Below are 25,421 nucleotides of genomic sequence, written 5' to 3' on the forward strand. Positions count from 1 at the left end.
TCACGCCTCGAAGACGCGCGTCAGCAGCCAGTAGCCGCCGAGCAGGCTGATTGCCGCGGAGACAGCATAGACCAGCCTCGCAGCCCGCACTGGCTTCGTCCGGTCGGCTGCAAACAGCCGATCGACCAGGCCAAGCAGCGGCAGCACGATCGAAACGATCGCGACCTGCCCGATCTCGACGCCAATGTTGAAGGCGGCGAGCGCCGGCACCACCGCGTTCGGCGGCAGGCCAATCTCCTGAAGCGCACCGGCGAAACCAAAGCCGTGGATCAGGCCGAACAGAAAGGTCACGCGCCAGCGCTTGTCGATGTCGCGCGAAAAGAAATTCTCCACGGCAACGAACAGGATCGAGGCGGCGATCGCCGGCTCCACGATCCGGCTCGGAATGACGAGGACGTTCAGCGCGGCCAGGGACAGCGTGAGCGAATGGGCAATGGTGAAGGCGGTGACGATCTTGATGACGGGAATGAGCCGGCGCGCCCACAGCACGACGGCGATCAGGAAGGCGATGTGATCGTAGCCGAGAAAAATGTGCTCGATGCCGGTGAGGAGATAGCGCTGCATCGTCGACCACAGCGGCGGCGCGGGGGCGGACAGCGTGACCGTGGTATTGCCAGAATCGAGCAGCGCCTGCGCCTCGGTCCCATTCTGCGCGACCAGCACCACCTGACGCGCGGTGGGATCCCTCTCGGTCAGCACGGTAGAGCGATAGACGATGTCACCGGCCACGGCGGCACAATCGAAACTGTTGCGATAGATGATGCCGTCGCCGTCCGCCAGGATCGCGGCAGTCCCGGCCGAGCACGCCGTGCCGCCGGCGCCGGTTACCGCGAGATGTGATCGCACATAGGTCAGGATCGATGCCGCGGCCACGTCGACCGCGGCCGGATCGACCGCATCTTGCTTCGCGTCATAGACCTTTGTACCGACAAGCCGGTCGACGTCGCTACCTTTGAGTGCCACCTCGATGGTCACGGCGCGAGCGGCGGTCAGTGCCACACGTGCGGTCGACAGATTGACCTGGTGTGCCCACGCCGGCATGCCGATGCCGAGCAGAATCATGCCGAGCAGCGCCAGGCGCGGCCGCATCATGATCCGGCTCCGACCGCGCGCAGCAGCTCCGTCAACCGGCGCATCTCGAACTCGGCCACCGTGACCACGGCGCCCTCGGGCGCGAGCCGCGCGTAACGATCGAGACTGTCGGCGGAGGCGCCGAATTCGAGCCTTGCGAGCGGCGCGGGCGCGTCGCGCGCGAAGACCAGAACGATCAGGCTCGGCAGATTGAGACCGTACCGCCCCAATTGCGACGGATCGGCAGCGCCAATCCGCGTCTCGACCGCAGCGGCATCGAACGCACGCAGCGCTGCATCGATGATGCGGGCCTGCTCGGGATCGGCGACATGGACGACATTACCGGCGGCATGATTGTGCTGACCGAGATGGCGGAACCAATTGCCACCGGCATCGCGCTCGAAACGGGTGAGCTTGCCGGCGAAGACGATCTCGAGCGCCCAGACCTGCGCCATCGATACCGGCAGCAACAGGCTCTTGCCGCGGCTCGCCGCATCGGCGCCGGCCGGACCGCGCAGGCGGCGTATCATGTCGAAGGTGACGCGCCACTCCTCGCCGACATGGCGCGGCATCAGGTATACGGCGGGGCGGCCGCTGACCCGGACATAGTGCGACGTATTCGCCGGATTCAGCGCGCCCACATTCACCGACGTCGCCGTACCGTCGACCGCCTCGATGACCGCGACGGTTGCGGGTGGGTCCAGACCGAAGCCAGCGAAGCTTGCCGGGCTGAGCTCGCCGGCGGGGATTTCGCGCGCCGGCTCGCTTACCGCGGCGAGCCGCAGCGCCGTCTCGAGATGCGTCCTGAGCTCAGCCGGCATGGTGCCATCCAGCCCCTCGATCGCCCATGCGCCTTCCCTGCGAAGCAGGACGACGCTGTCACCATCCGAACGGATCTCCACTCTCCGAACGTCGGCCGGCGTGAGAGCCAGGAGGCCCTTGGGTGCGAACGCGACCTTGCTGCGCAGCGCCGGCCACTCCCCGCTGAGAACCAGCAGCCCGAGGAGCGCCACCAGCACCACAGCCAGGAGCGGCATCAGCCATCGGGGCGTCCCGCCTCTGGCCGCCCCGGCCCTCACCGCCGCCTCCACCACATCGCAACACCGAACAAGGCCGTGCTCAGCGGCAACAGCACTTCCAGCACAATGAAAGTGTCGCGCATCTGGCTGCTGGTCAACACGATCTCCGGCAGCTTGAAGGTCTGCGGTGCGACACTTGGCGAGTGATCATCCTCGGCGAGCCAGCGTAGCGTGGCGAGCGACAGCTCGCCGTTGGAGACATAGGGGAAATATTCGTTGCTCGCGAACTTGCTTGTCCCGGCCACGACCATGCGGAAGCGCTTGTCTGGCGCGCCGCCCGGCCAGGTCCCCTCGAGAGCAACCGCGAGCGGCTGGGCACTGCGGGTCCCTGTTGCCGCCCCATCACTCGCAGCGGCAACAATCCTGGGCGAACGCAGGTAGCTGTCCTGGCTGCTGGCCGCGAGCACGATCGTGCTTACGCCGCTTGGCGGCTGCGCCACCGCGAGCGGCCGGACTTGCGGAAACACGGTCAGCGCCAGGCGCCGGGTGATCGGATGCGGCGGATAATAGGGGACCGCGACCTTGTCGGCGTCGGTGCGGAAATGATTGAGGGGATCGATCACGATCGCCGCCTCGGTCGACAAGCCGACAGGCCTCAGCAGCAGGCGCTCGAAATCGCCGTTGACCTCCGACAGCGGATCAATCAGCAGCAGAAGCCGGCCCCCTCCTCTGACATAGCCGCCAAGCAGCGCCGCCTCGTCAGCGGAAAAGGCGGTGCGTGGGCCGACATCGGCGACGACCGAGCAGTCCGACGGGATGCTGGAGGCAGTCGCCGTGACGAGATCGCGCATCTCGAAACCGATCTGGTTCAACGCGAGCTGGAGACGGTCGAGCGCTTCCGGCGCCGCCTCCAGCACGTCGCCGGCGCCGGGCGTCTCGTGCCCCTTCAGCGTCTCGACATGGCTGAAATGGAAATGCGAGGGCAACGGCCGAAATGTCTCGCCGTGACCCGTGACGAAGCACACAGTCTCCACCCGCTTGCGCAGCACCCGCAGCGCCGCATAGCCGATGCGGGCGGGATCAATGACGTTCTCGACCAGGACCTTGCGATCCTCGGCCTGGAGCACCGCCGTGTTGTAGGCACGAACGCCGAGATCGCGGGCAAGGCCTGGCTCCTTGTCGAGATCGATGGCGCGGAACGCGAACAGCGGATGATTGCGCGCGGCGGTCTGAACCAATTCCTTGACATTGACTGCATTTGCATCGCCCGCATTGTAGAAATAGGTCAGGGACAGCGGGACGCGCAATTGCGCGATCACGTCGGTGAGCTGCTGCGGCGGCGTGTTGCGCCCTTCGCGGCTGACGTCGAAGTGCAAATCATGGCGATAGAGCGCAATGTTGGCGCCGATCACGACGGCGATGGCGGCAAGCACGATCGACGTGTTCGCGAGCCAGGCCGAACCGCCGCCGCGCAACGGCAGCCTGATCGCGACGATGAAGAGTGCGAGCAAGGTGAGGACGCAGGCCATGAACAGCAAGGTGTTCGAGGCCGTCTCGCCGAGTCCGGCAAAGCCGAGTGCGCCGCAGATGATCGCTCCGGCCGCCAGGACGAGCAGCGCGACGTTCGATCTGGCGGGGCCGGTCATTCGGTTGCCTCTCACCGCCGCGCCAGTGCGCGGACCGTCAACAGCAGCGTCAGCAGCGTGACGCTGAGGAAGAAGCCCACGTCGGACAGGTAAATCGAGCCGACGGCAAAGGGACGGAAATGAACCGAGAGCGACAGGTTCACCACCAGCGTGTCGAACGGGCTCGGCAGCAGCCAGCCGAAATTGTCGATGATCCAGAGCAGAAGGAACACGCTGAGCGAGATCAGCGCCGCGATCACCTGGTTGGCCGTCAACGCCGAGGCCAACAGCCCCGCGCCGATCAGCGCCGAGCCGAATAGCAAGAGGCCGAAATAGCCGCTGTAGATCGGGCCGAAATCCGGATCGCCGAACCAGGCGAGCGCGGCCGCATAGGCCCCCGACAGCACAAGCATGACCACAATCAGGCTCATCGCGGCGAGAAATTTCGCAAGCACGATGGCGACCTCGGAGACAGGCGCGGTCAGCAGCACCTCCAGCGTCTTGAGCTTCCGCTCCTCCGCGAACAGGCGCATGGTGATCAGCGGCGCGGTCAGCATGAACAGCACGAACATCTGGAAAAAGACGTGCACCATGCTCGGCTGATGGCTGAGGAACAGCGTCAGCGTGAAGCTATAGCCCATGATCAGCAGGAACACGGTCATCAGCACGTAGGCGATCGGCGAAGAGAACAGCGCCGTCGCTTCCTTGCCCAGCAGCACGGCGAAGCTTCTCATGCGGCCGCCTCCGGCTGGCGGGTGAGGTCGAGAAACACCCGCTCGAGGTCGGGCCGCAGCTCGGTCAGCTCACGCACCGCAATTTGCGCACCGATCAGCGCGGACAGGAGGTCGGAGGCAAGTGCGGGACGCCGATCCGCCGCAACGAGAAAGCGCCCACCTCCATCGGCATCGGCGACGATGTCGCGCACGCCGGCGACCGCACCAGCCGCAGCGCGAATGGATTCGAGCGACGCATCCGCCGACAAGCGAAGCCGGAGATCGGGCGCGGCATCCTTCAATGCATCGGATGTCAGCAGCACGCCATCGAGCAGGATCATCACCCGCGAAGCAATCTTCTCGATCTCGGGCAGGATGTGCGAGGCCATGAGCACGGTGTGCCGTCCGGCCAGCGACTGGATCAGGTCGCGTACGGCGATCACCTGATGCGGATCGAGCCCGCTGGTCGGCTCGTCCAGCACCAGAACGTCTGGATCGCCCAAGAGTGCTTGCGCGATCGAGACACGCTGGCGGAAGCCGCGCGATAATTTGCCGGCCGTCAGCTTCATGACGCGCGCAAGGTCGAGCCGCTCGGCCGCCTCGTCGACCGCGGCCCTCGCCTTCGCCCCGTGCAGGCCTTTGAGTCCCGCCATAAAATGCAGGAATTCGCCGACCCGCATATGATCGTAGAGCGGCGCATCTTCCGGCACATAGCTGATGGCGCGGCGCACGCCGATGGAATCCTCAACCACGTCGTGGCCGGCGACCGCAATGCGCCCGCTCGTCGGCACCAGATAGCCCGTAAGCATGCGGAAGATCGTGCTCTTGCCGGATCCGTTCGGCCCGAGCAGTCCGACGATCTCGCCCGGCGCTATGGAAAACGAGACGTCGGCGACAGCGCGCCGCGGCCCGTACCATTTTGTCACGCGCTCGGCGACAACGACCGGAGAGACAGCCGGAAGCATGGAGACTTTAGATACCCCTCTGGCAGGTACTCCCTCGGAGCACCGAACGGAATCCCGGGCCCAGGGACCCGGGATAACGACTTGCGCGAGATGACCCGATGTCGCGACCGATCACTCGTAGAATTCGGGCGAGTGCTTGTGCGCCTTGAACACGTCGGGATCGTGGGCGTAGATGATGTCGGCGCCCTCGGTGTCGCGGACCCGCTTCACCCAGGCATAGGCATCGAGCATGCCGACCGGATCATAGACGCTGCCGATGCTCGGCAGGATGTTCTTATCCAGATTCTCCTGGAGATAGATGGCGTCGCTGGTCAGCACCACTGTTCCGGTCTTCGGCAACCGCACCACCAGGATCTGGCTTCCGGGCGTGTGCGACACGGTGCGATGGATGAAGACGCTGTTGTCCCCGAACAGATCGAGATCGCCGTCGAGCTCGATGGTCTTGTACTTGGCCGGCATGCCGCCGCCGACGCTGTTGCGCAGCATGGCGAAGTCGTCCGAGATGAAGAAGGTCGCGTAGCCAGGCGCCGGCCAGAACGCGTTCCTGATCTCGTCACGCTGGAACACGAAGGTCGAGTCCAGGAATTTTTGGATGTTGCCGGCGTGATCGACGTGGAAATGGCCGAGCACGACATATTTGATATCGGACGGCTTGACGTTGATCTTGGCAAGCTGGGCGTCGATGGCGATGTCGGGCGAACGGCCGGGGTCAAGCGCCTTCACGAACGGGCCCCAATAGTCGGGATCCTTGATGATGCGGTCGTTGTTGCCGCAGTCGAACAGCACGTCGCCCTTCGGATGCCGGATCAGAAAGAAGCCGACCGGGATCTGGACCTTGCCACTACTGCCATTCTGAATGATCGACTTGTCGAGATTGAGCGCCCCCGACGAGAAGACGTAGAGCTTCATCTCCTTCGGCGGCTCCGCGGCCGTCACGGCACCGGACATAAAAAAAAGTCCTGCGGCCAGCGAGCCAAGGACCTTCGACGCAATCACCCGCATGTCGTCCTCCCTGTTTTCGACGCACTTTTTTTCCGCGGATGTCGTACCCTACCATAGTCTAATGATGCTGTGCAGGCTCAATGCACGCGAGCCCGCAACAAATTCAACTTGCACGACGCCGCGTTTGTGCACCGCAACTGATGGCGCGTGCGACCGCCTGCGTGGTCAGGCGATCACGTCGGCCACGACTGCCTTGAGGACCTCGCGCGCATCGTCCGGCTTGAGCCGCACCTGTAAGCCGCGCTGGCCCCCGTTGAGATACACCTGTTCCTGCGTCATGGCCCGCCGGTCGATCACAGTGCGCACCGGCTTGCGCTGCCCGAACGGGCTGATGCCGCCGACCTTGTAGCCGGTGACGCGCTCGGCCTCGAGCGGCTTCATCATCTGCGCCGACTTGCCGCTCACGATTGCGGCGAGCTTCTTCATGGAGACTTCCTGGTCGGACGGGACGACCACGCAGACCGGCTTGCCGTCCACTAAGGCCATCAGCGTCTTCAACACCCGCGCCGGGTCTTCACCTAGCGCGGCGGCGGCCTGGAGCCCGATGCTTTCTGCGTCGGGATCGTAGTCGTATGTGTGGACGGTGAAGGCAACTCCGGCGGCTTCAAGCGCGCGCGTGGCGGGGGTGACTTTGGACATGAGTCACGTTTACCACCGTCATTGCGAGGAGCGAAGCGACGAAGCAATCCAGAATCTTGCCTTTGAGGCAGTCTGGATTACTTCGCTGCGCTCGCAATGACGATGCGGATGCAGACATGCGCCACACGCTCGATTGTCGTCCCGGCGAAGGCCGGGACCCATAACCACCGGGAGTGGTTTGACGGAGGCTAGTCGTTCGGGACTGCGACCGTCCGCAATCGATGGATCACGCGGTATGGGTCCTGGCTTTCGCCAGGACGACACTGAGGGTTTGGCGGCAGCGCGTCGCCGAACGAGGCCGTCCCTACTCCGCCGCGTCGCGCATCTCCACGCGCTCCGCCCTGGCCGCGCAGAACTTGAACTCCGGGATCTTGCCGAAGGGATCGAGCGCCGGGTTGGTCAACAGGTTCGCCGCCGCCTCTGCGTAGCAGAACGGCATGAACACCATGTTCTCGGGCACGTCGCGGTCGGAGCGCACCTTGACCTCGACGGCGCCGCGGCGGGTCTCCAGGCGAATGAAGTCGCCCGGCGCGAGCCTCTTCTTGCGCATGTCCTTCGGCGACATGAACGCGACCGCCTCGGGCTCGATCTGGTCCAGCACTTGCGCGCGGCGCGTCATCGAGCCGGTGTGCCAATGCTCGAGCACGCGGCCGGTCGACAGCACCATGGGATATTCGGCATCCGGCAATTCGTCCGGCGGGACGACCTTGGCCGGCACGATCTTGCCGCGGCCGCTCGCGGTCGGGAAGCCCGTGGTGAAGATGATCTCGTTGCCGGGCTTATCGGGAGCGTCGGCCGGATAGGTGACCGCGCCTTCGCGCACCAGCCGTTCCCAGCTGATGTTTTTCAGCGACGGCATCAGCTCCGCCATCTCGGTGTAGACGTCGCCGGGGCCGGAATAATTCCACGGCAGCCCCATCCGCTTGCCGATCTCCTGGATGATCCAGAGATCCTGCCGCGCGTCGCCGGGCGGCTTGATCACCTGGCGCGCGAGCTGCACGCGGCGATCGGTGTTGGTGAAGGAGCCCTCCTTCTCGGCGAAGGCCGAGGCCGGCAGGATCACGTCGGCGTGGAACGCGGTCTCGGTGACGAAGAGATCCTGCACCACGAGATGATCGAGCATGGCCAGCGCGTGGCGCGCGTGCTGGAGATCAGGATCGGACATCGCGGGGTTCTCGCCCTCGATGTACATGCCCTTGATCTCGCCGGCATGGATCGCGTTCATGATCTCGACCACGGTCAATCCTCGGACCGGATCGAGATCCTGCTGCCACAGCTTCTCGAAAGCGCCGCGCATGTCGTCGCGGCCGACCGGCTGATAGTCCGGCAGGAACATCGGGATCAGGCCGGCATCGGAGGCGCCCTGCACGTTGTTCTGGCCGCGTAGCGGATGCAGGCCCGTGCCGGGACGGCCGACTTGGCCGGTGATCAGCGCCAGCGCAATCAGGCAGCGCGCATTGTCGGTGCCGTGGACGTGCTGGCTGATGCCCATGCCCCAGAAGATGATCGAGGATTTTGCGCGCGCATAGGTCCGCGCGACCTCGCGCAGGGTCTGCGCCGGGATGCCGCAGATCGGCTCCATCTTCTCCGGCGTGAACTCCTTGATCTTCTCCTTGAGCTCCTCGAAGCCTTCGGTGTAGCCGGCAATGTACTGGTCGTCGGTCAGGCCCTCGGTGATGATCGTGTTGATCATCGCATTCAGCATGGCGACGTCGGAGCCCGGTTTGAACTGCAGATGCTTGGTCGCGTGGCGCGACAGCGACTGCCGGCGCGGATCCATCACGAACAGTTTTGCGCCGTTCTGCTTGACCGCGTTCTTGATGAAGGTCGCGGCGACCGGATGGTTCACGGTCGGGTTGGCGCCGATCACCCAGATGACCTCGGCATCCATCGCTGCAGCAAACGGCGCCGACACCGCGCCCGAGCTCAGGCCTTCGAAAAGTGCGGCGACTGACGAAGCGTGGCAGAGCCGTGTGCAGTGATCGACGTTATTGGAGCCGAAGCCGGTGCGCACCAGCTTCTGGAACAGATAGGCCTCTTCGTTCGAGCCCTTGGCCGAGCCGAAGCCGGCCAGCGCCTTCACGCCCTTCTCGTCGCGGATCTTGACCAAGCCCTTGGCCGCGATGTCGAGCGCTTCTTCCCAGCTCGCTTCGCGGAAGTGAGTGAAGGGATTGGCCGGATCGACCTGGTCGTTGGCATCCTTCTTCGCGTTCGGCAGCCGCACCAGCGGCTTGGTCAGCCGATGCGGATGGTGAATGTAGTCGAAGCCGAAGCGGCCCTTGACGCAGAGACGGTTGTGATTGGCGGGGCCGTCGCGGCCCTCCGCATAGATCACCTTCTCATCCTTGACCTCGTAGGTCACCTGGCAGCCGACGCCGCAGAACGGGCACAGCGAATCCACTTTCTTGTCCGCATAGGTGACGCGGGTCTGCTTCTCGTCGAGCATCACGGCCGGCATCAACGCGCCGGTCGGGCAGGCCTGCACGCATTCGCCGCAGGCGACGCAGGTCGACTCGCCCATGGGATCGTCGAAGTCGAACACGATCTTGGCGCCGGCATTGCGGTAGGCCATGCCGATGACGTCGTTGACCTGGACCTCGCGGCAGGCGCGCACGCACAGGCCACACTGGATGCAGGCATCGAGATTGACGCGCATCGCCGGATGGCTGGCGTCGGTCGCCCAGCGCTCGGCAGCAGGAAAGCGGCTCTCGGTGACACCCGTGGTCTCGGCCCAGTGCCAGAACTTCGAATCCGGATCGTGCGAGGTCTCGCGCGCCGGCTGATCCGCGACGAGCAACTCCATCACCATTTTTTGCGCGGCGACGGCGCGCGCGCTCTCGGTCTTCACCTTCATGCCGACCGATGGCGTGCGCTTGCAGGACGCCGCCAGCACGCGCTCGCCTTCGATCTCGACCATGCAGGCGCGGCAGTTGCCGTCAGGGCGATAATCGGGTGCGGGCGAATAGCAGAGGTGCGGGATCTCGCGGCCCTGGCGCTGGGCCACCTGCCAGATCGTCTCGCCGGGTTTGGCCTCGACCTGCTTGCCGTCAAGCTCGAACGTAATCTTGGTCATTCGGCCGCGTCCTTGAACTCGTCAGGGAAATATTTGATCACGGTGGTCAGCGGATTCGATGCCGCCTGTCCGAGCCCGCAGATCGAGGCATCGCGCATCGCCTGGCTCAATTCTTCCAGCAAGGCCCGGTTCCAGACCGGCTTCTGCATCAGCAGCGCTGCTTTCTGGGTTCCGACGCGGCACGGTGTGCACTGACCGCAGCTCTCGTCCTCGAAGAACTTCATCAGGTTCAACGCCGCTGCGCGCACGCTGTCCTTCTGCGACAGGATCACGATCGCGGCGGAGCCGATGAAACAGCCGTATTTCTCCAGCGTGCCGAAATCGAGCGGGATGCCGTCCATCGACGCCGGCAGGATGCCGCCCGACGCGCCGCCCGGCAGGTAGGCATAGAACTGATGGCCGTCGGCCATGCCGCCGCAATATTCGTCGATCAGCTCGCGCACGGTGATGCCCGCGGGCGCCAGCTTCATGCCGGGATTCTTGACGCGGCCCGAGACCGAGAAGCTGCGCAGGCCATGACGCTCATGGCGGCCATTCCCCTTCCACCAGTCGGCGCCCTTCTCGACGATGTCGCGCACCCACCACAGCGTCTCGATGTTGTTGATCAGCGTCGGCAGGCCAAACAGGCCGACCTGGAACGGGTAAGGCGGCTTGTGCCTGGGCAGGCCGCGCTTGCCCTCGATGCTCTCCAGCAGCGAGGATTCCTCGCCGCAGATATAGGCACCGGCGCCGCGGCGCATATGCAGCGTCGGACCGCCCGGCGGGAGCTTGGCGATCTCGCGTTCCAGGATCTCGCGTGAGGCCGGATATTCGTCGCGCAGATAGATGTAGACGTCGGAGGCCTGCACCACATGCGCGCCGATCAGCATGCCCTCGATGAAGCGATGCGGATCGGTTTCGAGATAGTAACGGTCCTTGAACGTGCCGGGCTCGCCCTCGTCGCCGTTGATCGCCATCAGCCGCGGCCCGGGCTCGCCGAGCACCGCGCGCCATTTGCGTCCCGTCGGGAAGCCTGCGCCGCCGAGACCGCGGAGCGAAGCGTCATCGAGCGCCTTCAGCAGCTCGTCCGTCGGTAATTCGCCGGAGCGCAGGCGATTGAGCAGCTTGTAGCCGCCGCCGCCGACATAGGCCTCGTAATCGATATATTTCGGCAGATGCGCGTGGGTGTCGCCGGCCTTCGCGGCCGCCATCACATTGGCGACGGTCGCGTGGTCGACGAAGTTGTGGCCGACCTCAGCAGCAGGTGCCGTATCGCAACGGCCGACGCAAGGCGCGCGCACGACGCGGATGCCAGGGCCCGAGGCGCTCTGCAAATCCTCGAGCAGCTTCTCGCCGCCGAGCATCGCGCAGGTCAGCGAATCGCAGACGCGGATCGTCAGCGGCGCGATGTCAGGCTCACCTTCCTTCACCACGTCGAAATGCGCGTAGAAGGTCGCGGTCTCGAACACCTCAGCAAAGGCGAGCTTCATCTCGTCGGCGAGCGCGGCGAGATGCGCGGCCGAGATCTGGTGGTATTTGTCCTGGATCAGATGCAGATATTCGATCAGCAGATCGCACCGCCGCGGCCTGTCGCCGAGCAGTTGCTCGATCTCGTGCGCCGCCGTAGGGTCGACCTGGCGCCCCTTGGGCGTCGCCTTGGCTCGCTTCCGTCCCTCGCCCGGATGTTCGAACGAGCGGACCTGTTGCACCTCGTGGCTCATCGCTGCGTCTCGTAGCCCTTCTTTAGAACAAGTCCAACTCTAATCATTGGCATACCAGATGCCAAGAGAATTCGTGCGTTGCAATAAGTATTTAGGGGGCATGCGGCCAAAAAGCCGCATGCCCCGCTCGGATCGATCTAGCGCCGCCCTCATGCACCTTGGAGTGGAGATTCCCGCTGCAAGAGAGCCTGCGCGATCAGAAGATCTTCACCGCGCTCTCGAGCGTCTTGTACACACCCCATGCCAGCGGAACACCGACGAAGGCCCAGAACAGCGCGGCCCTGGCATCCAAACCGCCCTTGCCGATGCCGAAGGAGCCATACTGGATGCCGGCCTGGGTCTTGGCACTTGCAGCCTGAAGCTTGGCAACCTCCTCCTCGCTCATGTTCCACTTCGGATCGACCGGCTTGATCAGGTAGTTGCAGATCAGGCCCGCGATCAGCATGGCGCAGAGGATGTACATGGTGGTGTTGTAGAGCTGGTCACGCGGAACGCCTGCCGCGAGCTGGAACTCGCGAATGTAGTTCACCACGACCGGGCCGATGATGCCTGCAGTCGACCACGCCGTCAGCAACCGGCCGTGAATGGCGCCGACGAACTGCGTGCCGAACATGTCGGCGAGATAGGCGGGCACGGTCGCGAAGCCGCCGCCATACATCGACAGGATGATGCCGAAGCCGAGCACAAAGAGCAGCTTCGAGCCCATCGCCGCGAAGGTCGGCGCCAGCGCGTAGAGAGCGATGCCGAGAATGAAGAACGTGTAGTAGGTGTTCTTGCGCCCCATGAGGTCCGACATCGACGCCCAGAAGAACCGGCCGCCGATGTTGAACAATGACAACAGACCGGCGAAGCCGGCGGCGATCGCAGCGATCGCGGCCTTCTGTTCGACCGAAAGCTGGCCGAAGGTCAGCTCGGGATGCCCTATCAGCTTGCCGGCGAAGATCTCCTGAAGCATCGGCGAGGCCATGCCGATCACGCCGATACCCGCCGAGACGTTCAAGCAGAGCACCCACCAGATCAGCCAGAACTGCGGCGTCTTGTGCGCGTTGTCGAGGTGCACATGGTGCTCGGTGATCATCGACTTCTTCTCGCTCGGCGGGGTCCAGCCTTCGGGCTGCCAGCCGGCCGGAGTCACGCGATAGGCGAAGGCGCCGATCATCATGAAGACGAAGTAGACCACCCCCATCGTGACGAAGGTCTCCCAGACGCCGACCGAACTGGGTGTCTTGAAGTAGTTGATCAAGAGATTGGCGAAAGGCGCTCCAATCATGGCACCGCCGCCGAATCCCATGATGGCCATGCCGGTCGCCATGCCGCGACGATCCGGAAACCATTTGATCAAGGTCGACACGGGGGAGATGTAGCCGAGCCCAAGTCCCACGCCACCGATCACGCCGGCGCCGAGCCACATGATCCAGAGCTGGTGGACGTAGACGCCGAAAGCACCGATCAGAAGACCACCGCCCCAACAGCAGGCGGCGACGACGCCCGCCTTGCGCGGACCGGCGCGCTCGAGCCAGCCGCCCCAGATCGCGGCGGAGACGCCGAGCAAGACAAAGAACAGCGTGTACATCCACCCCAGGCTTGCGACCTTCCAGTCGCAGGTGGTGGTGAAGAGCTCTTGCCACAGCGACATATCCGGGCAGGCTTTCGGTGCGGTCAACCCGATCGCGCGCGAGAGCGGCAGCCAGAACACCGAGAAGCCATAGGCCATGCCGATGCACAAATGGATGCACAGCGCTGCCGGCGGCACCAGCCAGCGATTGAAGCCGGCGGTCGCGATCGTGCGTTCACGATCGAGAAAGCCGGGAGCACCAATTGGTGCAAGAACGGTATCGGCAGTCGTCATAAGCATTACCTCCCAAGCGCGGCCTTGCCGGCACATCGGTTTGAGACCGGCCGTGCGAGCTTGGCAGCCGCGCATGACAGGTCGGACTTCATGCCGAAGCGGAATCGTCTGGTGCGCATCCGTCATGTGCGCCGAGCAAGCAGCTGGTTGCGGGTGATGTCCCTTCACCCCGCAAGCAGCGCTGCAGTGACGGCTATCGCGCCCTCATCCCCCTCAACACCCTGTCTTGAGATGAGCAACGCGCGTGCCAGAAGTCGCATCGTGATGATTCAACGACTTCCCGCAGCGCAATACGCTGCGCCGGACAGAATGTCCTGAGATCCTCGGACAAAATGTCCAATCAGGTCGCTTCCGGCAGCCACACCGTGAATGTGCTCCCGGAACCGACGCGGCTTTCGGCCGTGATCTGTCCGCCCTGGCGCTTGATCAGCGTCTGGCTGATGGAGAGGCCGAGCCCGGTGCCTTGCCGCCGTTTCGTGGTGTAGAAGGGGTCGAATATCTTTTCGATCACCTCAGTGCTCATGCCGATGCCGGTGTCGGCGACCTCGATGGCGACGCCTTGATGGCCATCGCGCTCCGCATCGAAGGAGCGGAGCGTCAGGGTTCCGCCTTCCGGCATGGCATGGATCGCGTTGACGATGAGATTGACCAGGACCTGCTGCAGCTCGTTGCGGTTCATCAGCACGAGCCGGTTGGCGCGGTCGTCCCTGACCACGGCGATCTCAGTCTTGTTCAGAAGATGCTGCACCAGCGGCAGACAGTCGGAGATGACGCTCGCCGGCGCATGGCGCTCGACATAGCCGGCATATTCCTCCGGCCTTGCAAACTGCAACAGCTTGGTCACGATCTGGCTAATGCGGTGAATCTGCTCGTCGAGCAGGCGAAACTCGACCTTCGCCTTGTCGGCATCGGCCCCGAACACGCTGCGGATGACGTCGAGATTGCCCTGCATCACCGCGATCGGATTGTTGATCTCGTGCGCAACGCCGGCGGTGATCTCGCCGATCGCAGCCAGCTTCTCCGACATGATGAGCTGCTTGGTGGTTGCCTCGAGCTTGAGATTGGCGTGCTCGAGGTCCCGGGTGCGCTCCCGCACGCGGACGTTCAGCTCCTCATTCCACTCCCGGAGCTGTCGGTCGCGTTCCTGGATCTGATCGAGCAGGCTATCGAGATGAACCGCGACGCGGCCGATCTCGTCACCCAACACCGGCATCTTGGTGCGGGCGGAAAGGTTCCCGCGCTCCACCTCGGTGATCGTCGCCGTGACGCGCTCCAGCGGCATGAAGATGGAGCTCGCCCAGCGCAGGAAGATTGGTACGGTCGCTGCGGTGATCGCGATGAACGCTACGATGATGATCATCAATGTCTGGTATTTGGCTTCACTGAACGGCTTCTCCAGAAAGCCGACATAGAGCATGCCGACCCGCTTGCCGTAACTGTCGACCAGCGGCTCGTAGGCGGAGATGTACCAGTCATTGACCACGAAAGCGCTGTCGAGCCAGGTTCGCCCCTCGCCCAGCACGGCCGAGCGCACCGCCGCCGACACGCGCGTGCCGAGCGCGCGCCGTCCCTCGAACAGACGGACGTTGGTCGATATCCGCACGTCGTCCAGGAACAGCGTCGCAGTGCCCTGGCTGCCCTCCGGCAGGCTCGCCGCGCGATAGACGAGATCGTTGATCGTGTCGATGAATTCGAGATTCTGGTTGAGCAGCGTGCCGCCGACCAGCGCAGCGGCGCCACCGTCAGGTAGCATCGCCCGGCTCGCCGCATGCACGACCATGCCGCGCGTCTCGGTGCTGCGGTCGGTCGGCACCGCGTTCGGGGTCGGCACGAGGTCTAATCGCGCGCGCTCAGCCAGGGCCGGCGAAATTGCCGCGAGCTCGTCATTGCCGAAAATGTCGACGCCCGTCGCAGGGACCTGTCCCGACAGCGCCGACCTGATGATCGGCCAGTCACTTCTCGGTCGATGCTGCAGCGGCGGCGATGAGGCCAGGACGTCGCCGCGATCGTTGGTCAGATAGAGGAAATCGAGACCGATTTCCTTGCGGGTCTCGTCGAGCAGATCCTGCAGGGAGCCGCGCGCATCCGGCGCCAGCACCTCATGGAAGCGGGCCGACAGGCTGAGCGCCCGGAGCTGGACGCCGGTCTTTTCCAGGATGCGGGCGAGATATTGGTGGGCGATGGTGAGATCGCCGTTGACCTTGGAGATCAGGGTCGCGTCGAATTTCGCGTTCCAGCGATAGATCGCAACCCCGAGCAGGAGCGGCAGGATGACCAGCATCGGCAGCAGCGCGATGGCGAGCAGCCGGAAGCGGACGGAGCGTCCCCGCACGGGCTCGCCGCTGCGGCCGGCAGCATCAGACATCCCACAACGCGCATTTGCGGTCGATGGTCTTGCGCGAGATACCGAGGCGACGCGCCGCCTCCTCGCGATTGCCATTGACCTCCTTCAGCACGCCGAGAATGTGACGGCGCTCGAGCTCCGCGAGACTGTCGGCAGGCGCCGACTGACCGTTGTTGCGGGGACCGGCGAAATCGTCGGGGAAGGCGCCGAGGATCAGCGTGCGCTCGATCAAATTGCGCAGCTCGCGCACATTGCCCGGCCAGTCATAGCTTGCGAGCGCCGCCCGCACCGAGGCGTCGATCGGCACCGGCGGCATGCCGAGCTGAGCCGACAGCTTGCTCATGAAGATGGCGGCAAGCTCCTGCACGTCATCGCCGCGATCCTTCAGGAGCGGCAGGCGGATTTGCATCACGTTGAGCCGGTAGAACAGATCGGCTCGGAAACGGCCCTTCTCGACCTCCTTCTGAAGCTCGGCATTGGTTGCGAAGATGAAGCGAAGGTCGACCGGAACTTCACGCTCGGAGCCAACCGGACGGACGCGGCGGTCTTCGAGCACGCGGAGCAGCTTGCTCTGCATCGGCAGCGGCAGCTCCCCGATCTCGTCGAGGAACAGCGTGCCGCCATGCGCATACAGGAATAAGCCCTCGCGCCCCGAATCGGCGCCGGTGAAGGCGCCCTTGATGTGTCCGAACAGCTCGGCCTCGATCATCTCGGGCGGGATCGCCGCGCAATTCACGGGCACGAAGGGCTTGTCGGCGCGGTCGGACAGCGAGTGGATCGAGCGCGCTGCCACTTCCTTGCCGGTGCCGGATTCGCCGGTGAGGAGAACCGAGGTCGGCAGGCGCGCGACCCGCGCGATGGTCTCGCGTACGCGCAGCGTCGCTGCCGATTGTCCGATCAGATTATCACGCAGAAAGGTGCGGTCGGACGAGGCACGCAAAGCATAGCGCAGGACATAGTTCTCGCGCTGGAGGCGGACACGGTCGAGGCATCGCGCCACCGCGTTGAGGATCTGGTTGGAGCGGAACGGCTTGAGCACGAAATCGGCCGCACCGGCGCGCAGGGCCTGGATCGCAGTGTCGAGGTCGGCATAGGCGGTGATCAGGATGGCGTCGGCGAAAAAGCCGACGGCGCGCTGCTCGGCGAGCCAATCGACGCCATTCTTGCCTGGCATGATGTTATCGAGAATGACGACGTCGTAGCGGTTGGAATCGAGCTTGCGCGAGGCCTGGTCGGTATCGGCTGCCTCGTCCACCAACTTGCAGCGCGGCGCAAGCGTGCGCACTAGGAAATTGCGCATGCCCGGCTCGTCGTCGACGATCAGGATGGAGGCCTGCGCCAGCGCGCCGAACTCCGGCCCTGCAGCCGTCTTGCCGAGCTTGACGGCAGGCTCGCGGCCCACCGCGGGACTCGCGGCTGTGCTTGCCCTCGGCGTTGAGAAAGTCATGCCCGATGTCTTAGGTTTGAGATCATCCACCGCAATATTCGGCGCCTTTCGCACTGCAGCGAAGCTTCGGCCGTCCCCCGCAGGCGCAGCATAGTCAAACGTCGCCGCCGTGAACATTCGCCTTTCTACGGGGCGTCGCTCTTTTCGACCAGGAATACGATGCGCGCCTCGTTGCGCTCGGTGATCTCGACCTTGTCGCCGGTCTCGCGAATCAGATTCGGAATGTCAATCACCGACAAGGGATCGGTGCAGTGCACTTCGAGTTGATCGCCAGGCTGCAACGGCTTTAGCGCCTTGCGCGTCTTCAGAGCAGGTAACGGGCATTTCAGCCCGGTGAGATCGAGCGTCGTTCGGGTCATGGGCGCAACATGGCGGGATGAGGCGATGGCGTCAACGCAGCCGCATCAGAGCAGATCGGCGTAGGGTAGGAAACCTACGCTGTGCCCCGGCTCGACGCCCGTGACGCTTTCGGCGAGTTCGACCAAGCCGTCGGTCTCGATCAGCGACGACAACAGTCCAGCGCCTTCCCGCGGGAACTTGATCGCCTCGAGCATGCCATCCTCTCCGCGCCGCAAGGAGACGCGAACATATTCGCGCCGGCCCGCCTTCTTCTTGTAAGTGAACGCGGCGCGCACAGGGATCGGCGTCAGCGGCTCCGGCAGGCTGCCGGCGAGCGCCAGCACCGTCGGCCGCACCACATGGACGAAGGTGACGAAGCTAGCAACGGGATTGCCGGGCAATCCGATCAGCGGCGTGCCGTCGATGATGCCCATTGCGACCGGCCGGCCGGGCTTGATCGCCATCCGCCACAGCACCAGCGAGCCGATGCTCTCGACCGCCGCCTTGACGTGATCCTCCTCCCCGGTCGAGACGCCGCCGGTGGTAAGGATAAGGTCGTGTTCGCCGGCGACCTGCTTCAGGCCGTTCGCAAGCGACGTCGGTTCGTCGCGCAAGATGCCGAGATCGCTGACCTCGCAGCCGAGCCGGCGCAGCATCGCCATCAGCATGAAGCGGTTGGAATCGAACAGTTGCGAGGCTCCGCGCGGCTCGCCGGGCGAGGCCAGTTCGTCACCTGTCGAGAACACCGCGACACGGATGCGCCTGACGACGTCGAGGCTGGTCAGGCCGAAGGCGGCAGCGAGGGCAACGTGCTGCGGCCGCAAGCGCTGGCCGGCGCGCAGCGCGACGTACCCTTCGGGAATGTCCTCGCCCGCAGGGCGAACATTGGCACCCGGCTTCAGTCCCGGCGGCAGCACGATCTTGCCGGAATCATCGATGCGGACATCTTCCTGCATGAAGACCGTTTCGGCATCCGGCGGCATCGGCGCGCCCGTGAAGATGCGCGCGGTGTGGCCGGGCTTGATCGGCGCTTGTGCAAGGCCGCCGGCCTGGATGCGGCCGTCGAGCGGCAACGCCTGCTCGGTGCCTTGCGGAAGATCCGCGCTGCGGACGGCGTAACCATCGACGGCCGAGTTGGTGAAGGGCGGCAGCGGCAAAGGCGCTGCGATATCGCGCGCCAGCACGCGCCCGTCCGCTTCGACGAGCGCCACGGTTTCGAGATCGGCGATCGCATTGACGCGCGTGGTGATCAGGCCAACGGCCTCGTCCACCGACATCATCGGGCCGCCGAAGGCAAAGCAATCGTCCGATAATTGCGCCATGGTGCCTCGTCAGCGCATTGCGGCGCTTTTCGCCACCGCTTCCTCAACCGGCATCGCCGCGCGCAGCAACAATGCCGCCACGGCTGGAATATCGTCGAGATGGACAGTCGGCAGCCGGGTTTCAATGGCCACGTCGGTCGCAATGCCGGCAATGCCGGGATCGTCTGGAAACAGCAGTGGCTTGCCATTGGCGCCGCGAAACACCTCGATCTTGCGATGTGGCTCGCGCTTGAAGCCCTCGACCACGACCAGATCGACCGCGGACAGCTTGCCCAGGAGTTCCGGCAGCCGCGGCTCCGCCGCGCCGCGCAATTCGTGCATCAAGGCCCAGCGGTTGGACGAAGCAACTAGCACCTCGGCCGCACCGGCCTCGCGATGGCGCCAGGAATCCTTGCCGGGCACGTCGACGTCGAACTGGTGATGCGCATGCTTGATCACGGAAACGCGCAGGCCCTGCGCGTTGAAATGCGGGATCAGCCGCGTCAACAGCGTGGTCTTGCCCGCCCCACTCCAGCCCGCAAGGCCGATGACTTTCATAACCACCCGATCTCCGCCAACGGCTCGCCAGCCGATGGAACTTCCGGCCTCTCCCCGCCATGCTTATATCGGCTTGACCCGAATGTCATGCTAACCTCGCAACCATGATGAAGATCGACAAGACCCCGGTGCCCCTGATCGTCCCTGACACGGACGACCCGCGCCTGACCCAGAGCGTGACCGGGACCGACCAGACCGGCGCCAGGGTCGAGATCAAGGTGCCGATGGAGCGGCCGCTGACGCTCTACCTGAATTCGCAGGAGATCGTCACCATGATGACGATCGGCGATTACCCCGAATATCTGGCGCTCGGCTACCTGCTGAACCAGAACATGCTGAAATATAATGATGCGGTCACCGAGGTCGAATACGACGACGACCTCCAGGTGGTCGTGGTGCGCACCTCACACCACACCAATTTCGAGGCCAAGCTGAAGAAGCGCACGCAGACGTCGGGCTGCGCGCAGGGCACAGCTTTCGGCGACCTGCTGGAGGCGGTCGAGAGCGTCGCATTGCCGAAGGCGGAGCTGCGCACCTCCTGGCTCTACCAGATGACCCAGACCATCAACACCATGCCCTCGCTGTACCTCGAGGCCGGCGCGATCCATGGCTGCGTGCTGTGCAAGGAGGGCACCCCGCTCTGCTACACCGAGGATGTCGGCCGCCACAACGCGGTCGACAAGATCGCGGGCTGGATGTACCGCCACGGCGTCGAGCCTGGCGACAAGATCCTCTACACCACGGGACGCCTCACCTCGGAGATGGTGATCAAGACTGTGCGCATGGGCATTCCGATCCTGGTGTCACGCTCCGGCTTCACCGCCTGGGGCGTCGATCTCGCAAGGCAGGTCGGGCTGACGCTGATCGGCCGCACCCGCGGCAAGCGCTTCATCGCGCTCGCGGGCGAAGACCGCATCGTCTACGACCAGAACCTCGCTTACGTCGAGGAGGAATCGGCGAAGCACAAGCGCAAGGGTGAAGGTGGTGACGACTAGTTTTCCGGCCGCGAGCATTCCGCCGACTCTTGGCGTGCTGCTCGCCGGCGGTCTCGCCCGCCGCATGGGCGGGGGCGACAAGCCGATGCGCAGCATCGGTGGCCGCACCATCCTGGAGCGTGTGATCGCGCGCCTTTCACCCCAATGTAGCGGACTGATCCTCAATGCCAACGGCGATCCCGCGCGCTTCGCCGCGTTCGGCTTGCAGGTGGTCGCCGACGACGTGCCCGGCTTTCCCGGTCCGCTCGCCGGCATTCTCGCGGCGCTCGACTGGACCGCGGCCAACCGGCCGGAGATAGAGTGGGTGCTCAGCGCCGCCGGCGACTGTCCCTTCCTGCCGCGCAACCTGGTCGCCCGCCTGCATGAGGCGCGGGCGCGCGAAAACGCGCAGCTCGCGGTCGCCGCATCGGGCGATCAGTCGCATCCGGTGATCGGCCTTTGGCGCGTCGACCTGCGCGACGAGCTCCGCCACGCGCTGGTGGTCGAAGACCTCCGCAAGATCGATCGCTGGACCGCGCGCTATCCGCTGGCGACGGTGACGTGGCCGACCGAGCTGCTCGACCCGTTCTTCAATGCCAATACCGTCGAGGACATCGCCGAGGCCGAGCGGCTGGCGGCGCTGGATGCCGCCTCGTAAGGCGGTGTGCTCCGGTTAGGTTGGATCATTGAGAAGCGCCGCTTCGTCAATCTACGCGGGCCGGAACCCCGCCCGCTCCAGCGCAGCGCGCGCTTCATTCGAGCCGAGCGCATCGAGAAAGGCCTGCACTGCCGGCCGGTCTTTGCGCGCCGTCACCAGCGCGAAGTCATAATGCTCCTCCGCGAGCGGAATGAAACCGAGGCCGACCGCATGGGCGACCGGCGCAATGGTCATGCCCCAGTCGGCACGATGCTGGGCGACGGCCGCGGCCACCGCATTGTGCGAGCGCGGCTGGTTCCAATAACCTTCCGGGTGCGCGCCGCCGAGCAGCCGGTCGATCAGGATGCGCGTGCCGGCGCCCTGGTTGCGGTTGACCATGATACAGGCGGGGTCAGCGAGCGCAGCCGCGACGGCGGCCTTTGCGCCGAGGCCTTCGAAACGCTTGTCGCCCTTGCGGAAGACAATGCCCTGCATCCGCCGCCAGCCCGGAACAAGCTCAAGGCCCTCGACGAGATAGGGCGTGTTGTAGGTCCCGCTTTTGCCATCGAACAGATGGATCGGCGCGAGATCGCACTCGCCACGCTTCGCCGCGGCGAGCCCGCCGAGGCTGCCGACCGCGATCGAGCGAACAGTCAGGCCAGCATGTGCGAGTTGTGCGGTGACGAGATCGAGGCCGGTGCAATGGCTGCCGACGATGACGAGATCGGGCACGCGCACATGCGGCGTGAACAGCGTCACCTCGGCCTCGGTCCCGGCCGGCATCTGGTCGGCGAGCGCATCGATACGCAGAAAACCATCGGCCTGCGCGAATGACGTGATCGCACCGGATCCCTTGCCGGAGGGATAGGCGATCAAGCCGTCCCTGCCCTCGACCAGCGAGACCATGACGAATTCGGTGCGGCCGAGTTCGGAAGCGATGCGCACCGGCACAGTCGCGTTCACCTTGGCCTCGGAGCGCGGCGGCAGCCCGGCCATCCTGCGCAGCACCGGCACGATCATGTCGTGGAAGGTGAACATCGCCGAGGTCGGAAAGCCCGGCAGGATCACCACCGGCTTGCCGTCGCAGACCGCAAGGCACAGCGGCTTACCGGGCTTCAGCGCAACGCCATGCGCGACGATACCGGGTTGGCCGAGACGGGCGATGATGCGGTGGGACAGGTCGCCCGCGCCTTTCGACGTGCCGCCCGACAGCACCAGCATGTCGGCATCCGCCAGCGCGCGGCGCATGGCGGCTTCGAGCTTGGCTTCATCGTCGGGAATGGCGCCGAGGAAGACCGCCTCGCCGCCATTCTCGTCGATCGCAGCAGTGACGATCGCACCATTGGTGTCGTAGATCTCGGCGGGCGCGAGCCCCTCTCCGGGCTGCACCAGCTCGTCGCCGGTGGAGACGACGGCCACAATCGGCTTGCGCGCGACATTCACCTCGGCGATGCCGCAAGCGGCCAGCATGCCGATCTCGCGCGAACCGATGATCGTCCCCGCACGCAGCAGCGCTTCGCCGCGCGCGATGTCGGATCCGGCATAGGAGACGAATTGCCCGGGAGACGTAGCGCGACGAACCTCGATCGCATCCGATCCGGCCGGCTGGGTGTGCTCGACCATGACGACAGCGTCGGCGCCGCGCGGCAGCGGACCGCCGGTGGCGATCGCCGTTGCGGATCCAGCCGCCACTTGCAGCGTCGGGGCTGTGCCGCAGTGGATGGTTTCAGCGTTCAGCGCGAGACGAACGGGTGCACCTTCCCCCGCCGCAACGACATCGGCTGAGCGGACCGCAAAGCCGTCGACATTGGAGCGGTCGAACGGTGGAACGTCGATCGGTGCCGTGACGTCTTGGGCAAGCGCTGCACCGAGTGCATCGGCGAGCTTGCACGCTGCACTCGAAATCGGACGCGGGAACAGCGCCGCCTCGAAGCGAGCCAACGCTTCCTCCCGCGACAGGATCTTGAGGAACTGCTCCTGTTCGAGCGCGCTGCGCTCTTGCGATCGCGGAATCATCGTCATGCCGGAACCCATATCATTCCCGCATCAGATAAGCACCGACCGGCGTGCCCGCCGCAAATCCCTCGTGGCTGGCGGGGACGAGCAGCCATGCATCGGCACGGGCGATCGCCTGGAGCGGCCATTCGCCCACGGCAAGCGGCATCCACGCATGATGTTCCTCGGCCAGCAGGACGATTTCGGCGATACCGACGCCGGATGCGATCTTGCGCGTGAGCGGCAAGCTCACCTGTCGGCGTGGCCGGCGCGCCGACAGGTGGTCAATGAGCGGCAGCACGAATGCGAGCCAGGCCGCGAGCGCATGATCGGGCGAGCCGGGCAAGGCGACCACGGGAATTCGCCCGAGCCGGCCGACGGCGGCGGTGCGTCCAGGCTGCAGCGCAAGGCCATGGGCAAGCACCTCGCCGCGCCGGGCTAGCGCCGTGACAGCTGCATCCCGGCGGCCGACGCCACTGCCGCCGACCGTCAGCAGCAGATCGCTGGATGACGCATCGAGCGCCTCGGCAATCGATGCTTCGTCGCGCGCACCGGCCTCAAACGTCTTCACATCCAGCCCCGCCGCGCGCGCGATCTCGGCGATCATCTGCGCCGTCGTCGTTGCGCCCGGCACAGTGACGATGCGCAGCCGCGGCCGCCGCACGAAAAGCTTTGCCAAGCCCGCAACGCGCGCGATCAGCAGATCAGCCGCACCGATGGGATAGCCCTCGGCGCCGGCGGGCGTGCGCGCGGCGACGTCACTTCCGGCGCGCCTGACGCCCTGCCCCGGCACGGCCTCTGCCAGCACCTGGGCCAGCGGACCCGATACCTCGACCGCGCCAGCATCGAGCACGCAGTCGCATCCCTCCGGCATCGCGTCACCGGCATCGACCCACGCAGGAGCCATCGCCAGCGGCAGCGGCGCGTACGCGGACGCACCGACGAGATCATTGGCCGAGAGCGCCCAGCCGTCTGCTGCGGCAATGTCGCACGGAGGATAGGCGGCAAGCAGCGGAGTGCCCACCGCGATGCAACCGATCGCTTCCGCCAACGGCAACTCCACCGGCGCAACAGCATCGACGCCTCGCAGCAACGCGGCGAGCGCAGTGTCGAGCGGCGTGAGCGAGGACGGCAGACGTTGGGTCATGCGCCATGATGGACCATGCATCGCCCGGTTTGGCAACCGCCGGCAATGCGGCCTCAGCCGCCCGATCTGTCCGAATTGGGAAAGAATAGCTGCTGCCCGTCGACCTTGTAGCCGGCGATCACCGTCTGCCCCTCCGGCGAGGTCAGCCAGTCGATGAAGGTCTGTGCGAGGTCCTTCTTCACGTTCGGAAACTTCTCGGGGTTCACCAGCATCACGCCGTACTGATTGAGCAGCCGCCTGTCGCCTTCGACGACGATGTCGAGATCGCCGCGATCCCTGAACGAGATCCAGCTGCCGCGGTCCGACAGCACATAGGCGTTCGCGGCGCGCGCGGCGTCGAGGGCTCTCGTCATGCCCGGCCCGGCCTCGCGATACCAGGCGCCCTTGGCGCTCGCGATGTCGATGCCGGCGACGATCCAGAGCGCGAGCTCCGCGGCATGGGTGCCCGAGCGGTCACCGCGCGTCACGAATGGCGCCCCCTTGGCCTCGATCGCCTTCAGCGCGGTCGCGATGTCCTTGCCCTTCACCGCGGCGGGATCGCTCTTCGGCCCGATCAGCACATAGTCGTTGTACATCACGTCGAGGCGCTTCACGCCGAAACCATCGGCGACGAATTTCTCCTCCTGCGGTCGCGCATGCATCAGCACGACGTCGACCTCGCCCCTTCGCGCCCCGTCGAGCACTTCATCGGCGCGCCGCGCGATCACCGTCACGTCGATGCCGGTCTTCGCGCGGAAGATCGGCAGCAGATAGTCGAGCAGGCCGGACTCCTGGGTTGCCGTCGTCGTGGCGATGACGATGCCACGCTCCTCCGCGGCTGACGCCGCAACGCCCGCGGCAAGGCCGCAAAGAAGCGCGAATGCAACGGCGAGGCGGCGGACGGCCATGATCGGGTTCCCATTAGCTGTGACGGAATCATGATGATGATCGATTGCGCCGCACTCGTGACGTCATCTGCTCCTTGCGCTCCCCACTCGGGAAATTTCGGCAAAGCGCGAGTGCTTTGGGATCGTTCACCAAAGC

General features: G+C 65.2%; 20 protein-coding genes. 2 read left to right on the forward strand and 18 right to left on the reverse strand.

The genetic code is table 11. The annotated features are described in order from the left end of the window. The 15 genes from ACR9YP_RS37535 to mobB all read right to left on the reverse strand — a co-directional run bounded on the left by ACR9YP_RS37535 (window position 1) and on the right by mobB (window position 19,645). Window positions 1-1,092: a HupE/UreJ family protein gene (locus ACR9YP_RS37535; RefSeq protein ID WP_474218424.1), complete on the reverse strand. Its 1,092-nt coding sequence runs from the start codon at window positions 1,090-1,092 to the stop codon at window positions 1-3. Beyond that, complete coding sequence (locus tag ACR9YP_RS37540) at window positions 1,089-2,108, reverse strand: DUF4340 domain-containing protein (protein WP_474218425.1); 1,020 nt, start codon at window positions 2,106-2,108, stop codon at window positions 1,089-1,091. The genes ACR9YP_RS37535 and ACR9YP_RS37540 overlap by 4 nt, the downstream gene beginning before the upstream one ends. A 38-nt stretch (window positions 2,109-2,146) precedes the next feature. Continuing rightward, window positions 2,147-3,736: a Gldg family protein gene (locus ACR9YP_RS37545; protein WP_474218426.1), complete on the reverse strand. Its 1,590-nt coding sequence runs from the start codon at window positions 3,734-3,736 to the stop codon at window positions 2,147-2,149. An 11-nt stretch (window positions 3,737-3,747) separates the two neighbouring features. Continuing rightward, window positions 3,748-4,449, reverse strand: a complete 702-nt coding sequence (locus ACR9YP_RS37550; protein ID WP_474218427.1) for an ABC transporter permease — start codon at window positions 4,447-4,449, stop codon at window positions 3,748-3,750. After that, complete coding sequence (locus tag ACR9YP_RS37555) at window positions 4,446-5,393, reverse strand: ABC transporter ATP-binding protein (RefSeq protein WP_474218428.1); 948 nt, start codon at window positions 5,391-5,393, stop codon at window positions 4,446-4,448. Before ACR9YP_RS37555 ends, ACR9YP_RS37550 begins: the two co-directional genes overlap by 4 nt. A gap of 111 nt (window positions 5,394-5,504) precedes the next feature. Further along, the gene (locus tag ACR9YP_RS37560) at window positions 5,505-6,395 is read right to left on the reverse strand and encodes an N-acyl homoserine lactonase family protein (protein WP_474218429.1); all 891 of its coding nucleotides are present in this window, start codon (window positions 6,393-6,395) and stop codon (window positions 5,505-5,507) included. Between the two features lie 165 nt (window positions 6,396-6,560). Continuing rightward, window positions 6,561-7,034 (reverse strand): Cys-tRNA(Pro) deacylase, encoded by a 474-nt coding sequence (ybaK, locus tag ACR9YP_RS37565; protein ID WP_438111156.1) that lies wholly within the window; start codon window positions 7,032-7,034, stop codon window positions 6,561-6,563. A gap of 304 nt (window positions 7,035-7,338) precedes the next feature. Then, complete coding sequence (gene fdhF, locus ACR9YP_RS37570) at window positions 7,339-10,107, reverse strand: formate dehydrogenase subunit alpha (RefSeq protein WP_438111154.1); 2,769 nt, start codon at window positions 10,105-10,107, stop codon at window positions 7,339-7,341. Further along, window positions 10,104-11,807 carry an NADH-ubiquinone oxidoreductase-F iron-sulfur binding region domain-containing protein gene (locus tag ACR9YP_RS37575; protein ID WP_474218430.1) on the reverse strand — a complete coding sequence of 568 codons (1,704 nt, stop codon included), beginning with the start codon at window positions 11,805-11,807 and terminating at the stop codon, window positions 10,104-10,106. Before ACR9YP_RS37575 ends, fdhF begins: the two co-directional genes overlap by 4 nt. Window positions 11,808-12,003: 196 nt before the next feature. Continuing rightward, the gene (locus tag ACR9YP_RS37580) at window positions 12,004-13,656 is read right to left on the reverse strand and encodes an OFA family MFS transporter (protein ID WP_438111150.1); all 1,653 of its coding nucleotides are present in this window, start codon (window positions 13,654-13,656) and stop codon (window positions 12,004-12,006) included. A gap of 340 nt (window positions 13,657-13,996) precedes the next feature. After that, entirely contained in the window at window positions 13,997-16,021 is a 2,025-nt protein-coding gene (locus ACR9YP_RS37585; protein ID WP_474218431.1) for a sensor histidine kinase, read from the reverse strand. Next, complete coding sequence (locus ACR9YP_RS37590; RefSeq protein WP_474218432.1) at window positions 16,014-17,447, reverse strand: sigma-54-dependent transcriptional regulator; 1,434 nt, start codon at window positions 17,445-17,447, stop codon at window positions 16,014-16,016. Before ACR9YP_RS37590 ends, ACR9YP_RS37585 begins: the two co-directional genes overlap by 8 nt. Window positions 17,448-17,572: 125 nt before the next feature. After that, window positions 17,573-17,806 carry a sulfurtransferase TusA family protein gene (locus ACR9YP_RS37595; RefSeq protein WP_028142272.1) on the reverse strand — a complete coding sequence of 78 codons (234 nt, stop codon included), beginning with the start codon at window positions 17,804-17,806 and terminating at the stop codon, window positions 17,573-17,575. A gap of 45 nt (window positions 17,807-17,851) precedes the next feature. Continuing rightward, the gene (locus tag ACR9YP_RS37600; protein WP_474218433.1) at window positions 17,852-19,108 is read right to left on the reverse strand and encodes a molybdopterin molybdotransferase MoeA; all 1,257 of its coding nucleotides are present in this window, start codon (window positions 19,106-19,108) and stop codon (window positions 17,852-17,854) included. A gap of 9 nt (window positions 19,109-19,117) precedes the next feature. Next, window positions 19,118-19,645, reverse strand: a complete 528-nt coding sequence (gene mobB, locus ACR9YP_RS37605) for a molybdopterin-guanine dinucleotide biosynthesis protein B (RefSeq protein WP_474221180.1) — start codon at window positions 19,643-19,645, stop codon at window positions 19,118-19,120. A 104-nt stretch (window positions 19,646-19,749) separates the two neighbouring features. Between mobB and ACR9YP_RS37610 the strand changes: the two genes are divergently transcribed. Both ACR9YP_RS37610 and mobA read left to right on the forward strand, forming a co-directional pair. Continuing rightward, complete coding sequence (locus ACR9YP_RS37610) at window positions 19,750-20,640, forward strand: formate dehydrogenase accessory sulfurtransferase FdhD (RefSeq protein WP_370988099.1); 891 nt, start codon at window positions 19,750-19,752, stop codon at window positions 20,638-20,640. Then, on the forward strand, window positions 20,627-21,277 hold the full coding sequence (gene mobA / locus ACR9YP_RS37615; protein WP_474218434.1) for a molybdenum cofactor guanylyltransferase MobA: 651 nt from the start codon (window positions 20,627-20,629) through the stop codon (window positions 21,275-21,277). The genes ACR9YP_RS37610 and mobA overlap by 14 nt, the downstream gene beginning before the upstream one ends. Window positions 21,278-21,328: 51 nt before the next feature. Here mobA and ACR9YP_RS37620 read toward each other — a convergent pair whose 3' ends face one another. Genes ACR9YP_RS37620 through ACR9YP_RS37630 form a run of 3 tightly spaced genes read right to left on the reverse strand, consistent with a single transcriptional unit; the run spans window position 21,329 to window position 25,285 of the window. Next, the gene (locus ACR9YP_RS37620) at window positions 21,329-23,278 is read right to left on the reverse strand and encodes a molybdopterin biosynthesis protein (RefSeq protein WP_474218435.1); all 1,950 of its coding nucleotides are present in this window, start codon (window positions 23,276-23,278) and stop codon (window positions 21,329-21,331) included. A gap of 13 nt (window positions 23,279-23,291) precedes the next feature. After that, on the reverse strand, window positions 23,292-24,398 hold the full coding sequence (locus ACR9YP_RS37625) for a molybdopterin-binding protein (protein WP_474218436.1): 1,107 nt from the start codon (window positions 24,396-24,398) through the stop codon (window positions 23,292-23,294). Between the two features lie 53 nt (window positions 24,399-24,451). Beyond that, on the reverse strand, window positions 24,452-25,285 hold the full coding sequence (locus ACR9YP_RS37630; protein ID WP_474218437.1) for an ABC transporter substrate-binding protein: 834 nt from the start codon (window positions 25,283-25,285) through the stop codon (window positions 24,452-24,454). Between the last annotated feature and the right edge of the window lie 136 nt (window positions 25,286-25,421).

The organism is Bradyrhizobium sp. BR14999 (assembly GCF_056106085.1).

Bases quoted from the DNA above. Each gene is read 5' to 3' on its own strand.
- ACR9YP_RS37535 (WP_474218424.1), bottom strand. From the start codon at position 1,092: ATGATGCGGCCGCGCCTGGCGCTGCTCGGCATGATTCTGCTCGGCATC.
- ACR9YP_RS37540 (WP_474218425.1), bottom strand. From the start codon at position 2,108: ATGCCGCTCCTGGCTGTGGTGCTGGTGGCGCTCCTCGGGCTGCTGGTT.
- ACR9YP_RS37545 (WP_474218426.1), bottom strand. From the start codon at position 3,736: ATGACCGGCCCCGCCAGATCGAACGTCGCGCTGCTCGTCCTGGCGGCC.
- ACR9YP_RS37550 (WP_474218427.1), bottom strand. From the start codon at position 4,449: ATGAGAAGCTTCGCCGTGCTGCTGGGCAAGGAAGCGACGGCGCTGTTC.
- ACR9YP_RS37555 (WP_474218428.1), bottom strand. From the start codon at position 5,393: ATGCTTCCGGCTGTCTCTCCGGTCGTTGTCGCCGAGCGCGTGACAAAA.
- ACR9YP_RS37560 (WP_474218429.1), bottom strand. From the start codon at position 6,395: ATGCGGGTGATTGCGTCGAAGGTCCTTGGCTCGCTGGCCGCAGGACTT.
- ybaK (WP_438111156.1), bottom strand. From the start codon at position 7,034: ATGTCCAAAGTCACCCCCGCCACGCGCGCGCTTGAAGCCGCCGGAGTT.
- fdhF (WP_438111154.1), bottom strand. From the start codon at position 10,107: ATGACCAAGATTACGTTCGAGCTTGACGGCAAGCAGGTCGAGGCCAAA.
- ACR9YP_RS37575 (WP_474218430.1), bottom strand. From the start codon at position 11,807: ATGAGCCACGAGGTGCAACAGGTCCGCTCGTTCGAACATCCGGGCGAG.
- ACR9YP_RS37580 (WP_438111150.1), bottom strand. From the start codon at position 13,656: ATGACGACTGCCGATACCGTTCTTGCACCAATTGGTGCTCCCGGCTTT.
- ACR9YP_RS37585 (WP_474218431.1), bottom strand. From the start codon at position 16,021: ATGTCTGATGCTGCCGGCCGCAGCGGCGAGCCCGTGCGGGGACGCTCC.
- ACR9YP_RS37590 (WP_474218432.1), bottom strand. From the start codon at position 17,447: ATGACTTTCTCAACGCCGAGGGCAAGCACAGCCGCGAGTCCCGCGGTG.
- ACR9YP_RS37595 (WP_028142272.1), bottom strand. From the start codon at position 17,806: ATGACCCGAACGACGCTCGATCTCACCGGGCTGAAATGCCCGTTACCT.
- ACR9YP_RS37600 (WP_474218433.1), bottom strand. From the start codon at position 19,108: ATGGCGCAATTATCGGACGATTGCTTTGCCTTCGGCGGCCCGATGATG.
- mobB (WP_474221180.1), bottom strand. From the start codon at position 19,645: ATGAAAGTCATCGGCCTTGCGGGCTGGAGTGGGGCGGGCAAGACCACG.
- ACR9YP_RS37610 (WP_370988099.1), top strand. From the start codon at position 19,750: ATGATGAAGATCGACAAGACCCCGGTGCCCCTGATCGTCCCTGACACG.
- ACR9YP_RS37620 (WP_474218435.1), bottom strand. From the start codon at position 23,278: ATGACGATGATTCCGCGATCGCAAGAGCGCAGCGCGCTCGAACAGGAG.
- ACR9YP_RS37625 (WP_474218436.1), bottom strand. From the start codon at position 24,398: ATGACCCAACGTCTGCCGTCCTCGCTCACGCCGCTCGACACTGCGCTC.
- ACR9YP_RS37630 (WP_474218437.1), bottom strand. From the start codon at position 25,285: ATGGCCGTCCGCCGCCTCGCCGTTGCATTCGCGCTTCTTTGCGGCCTT.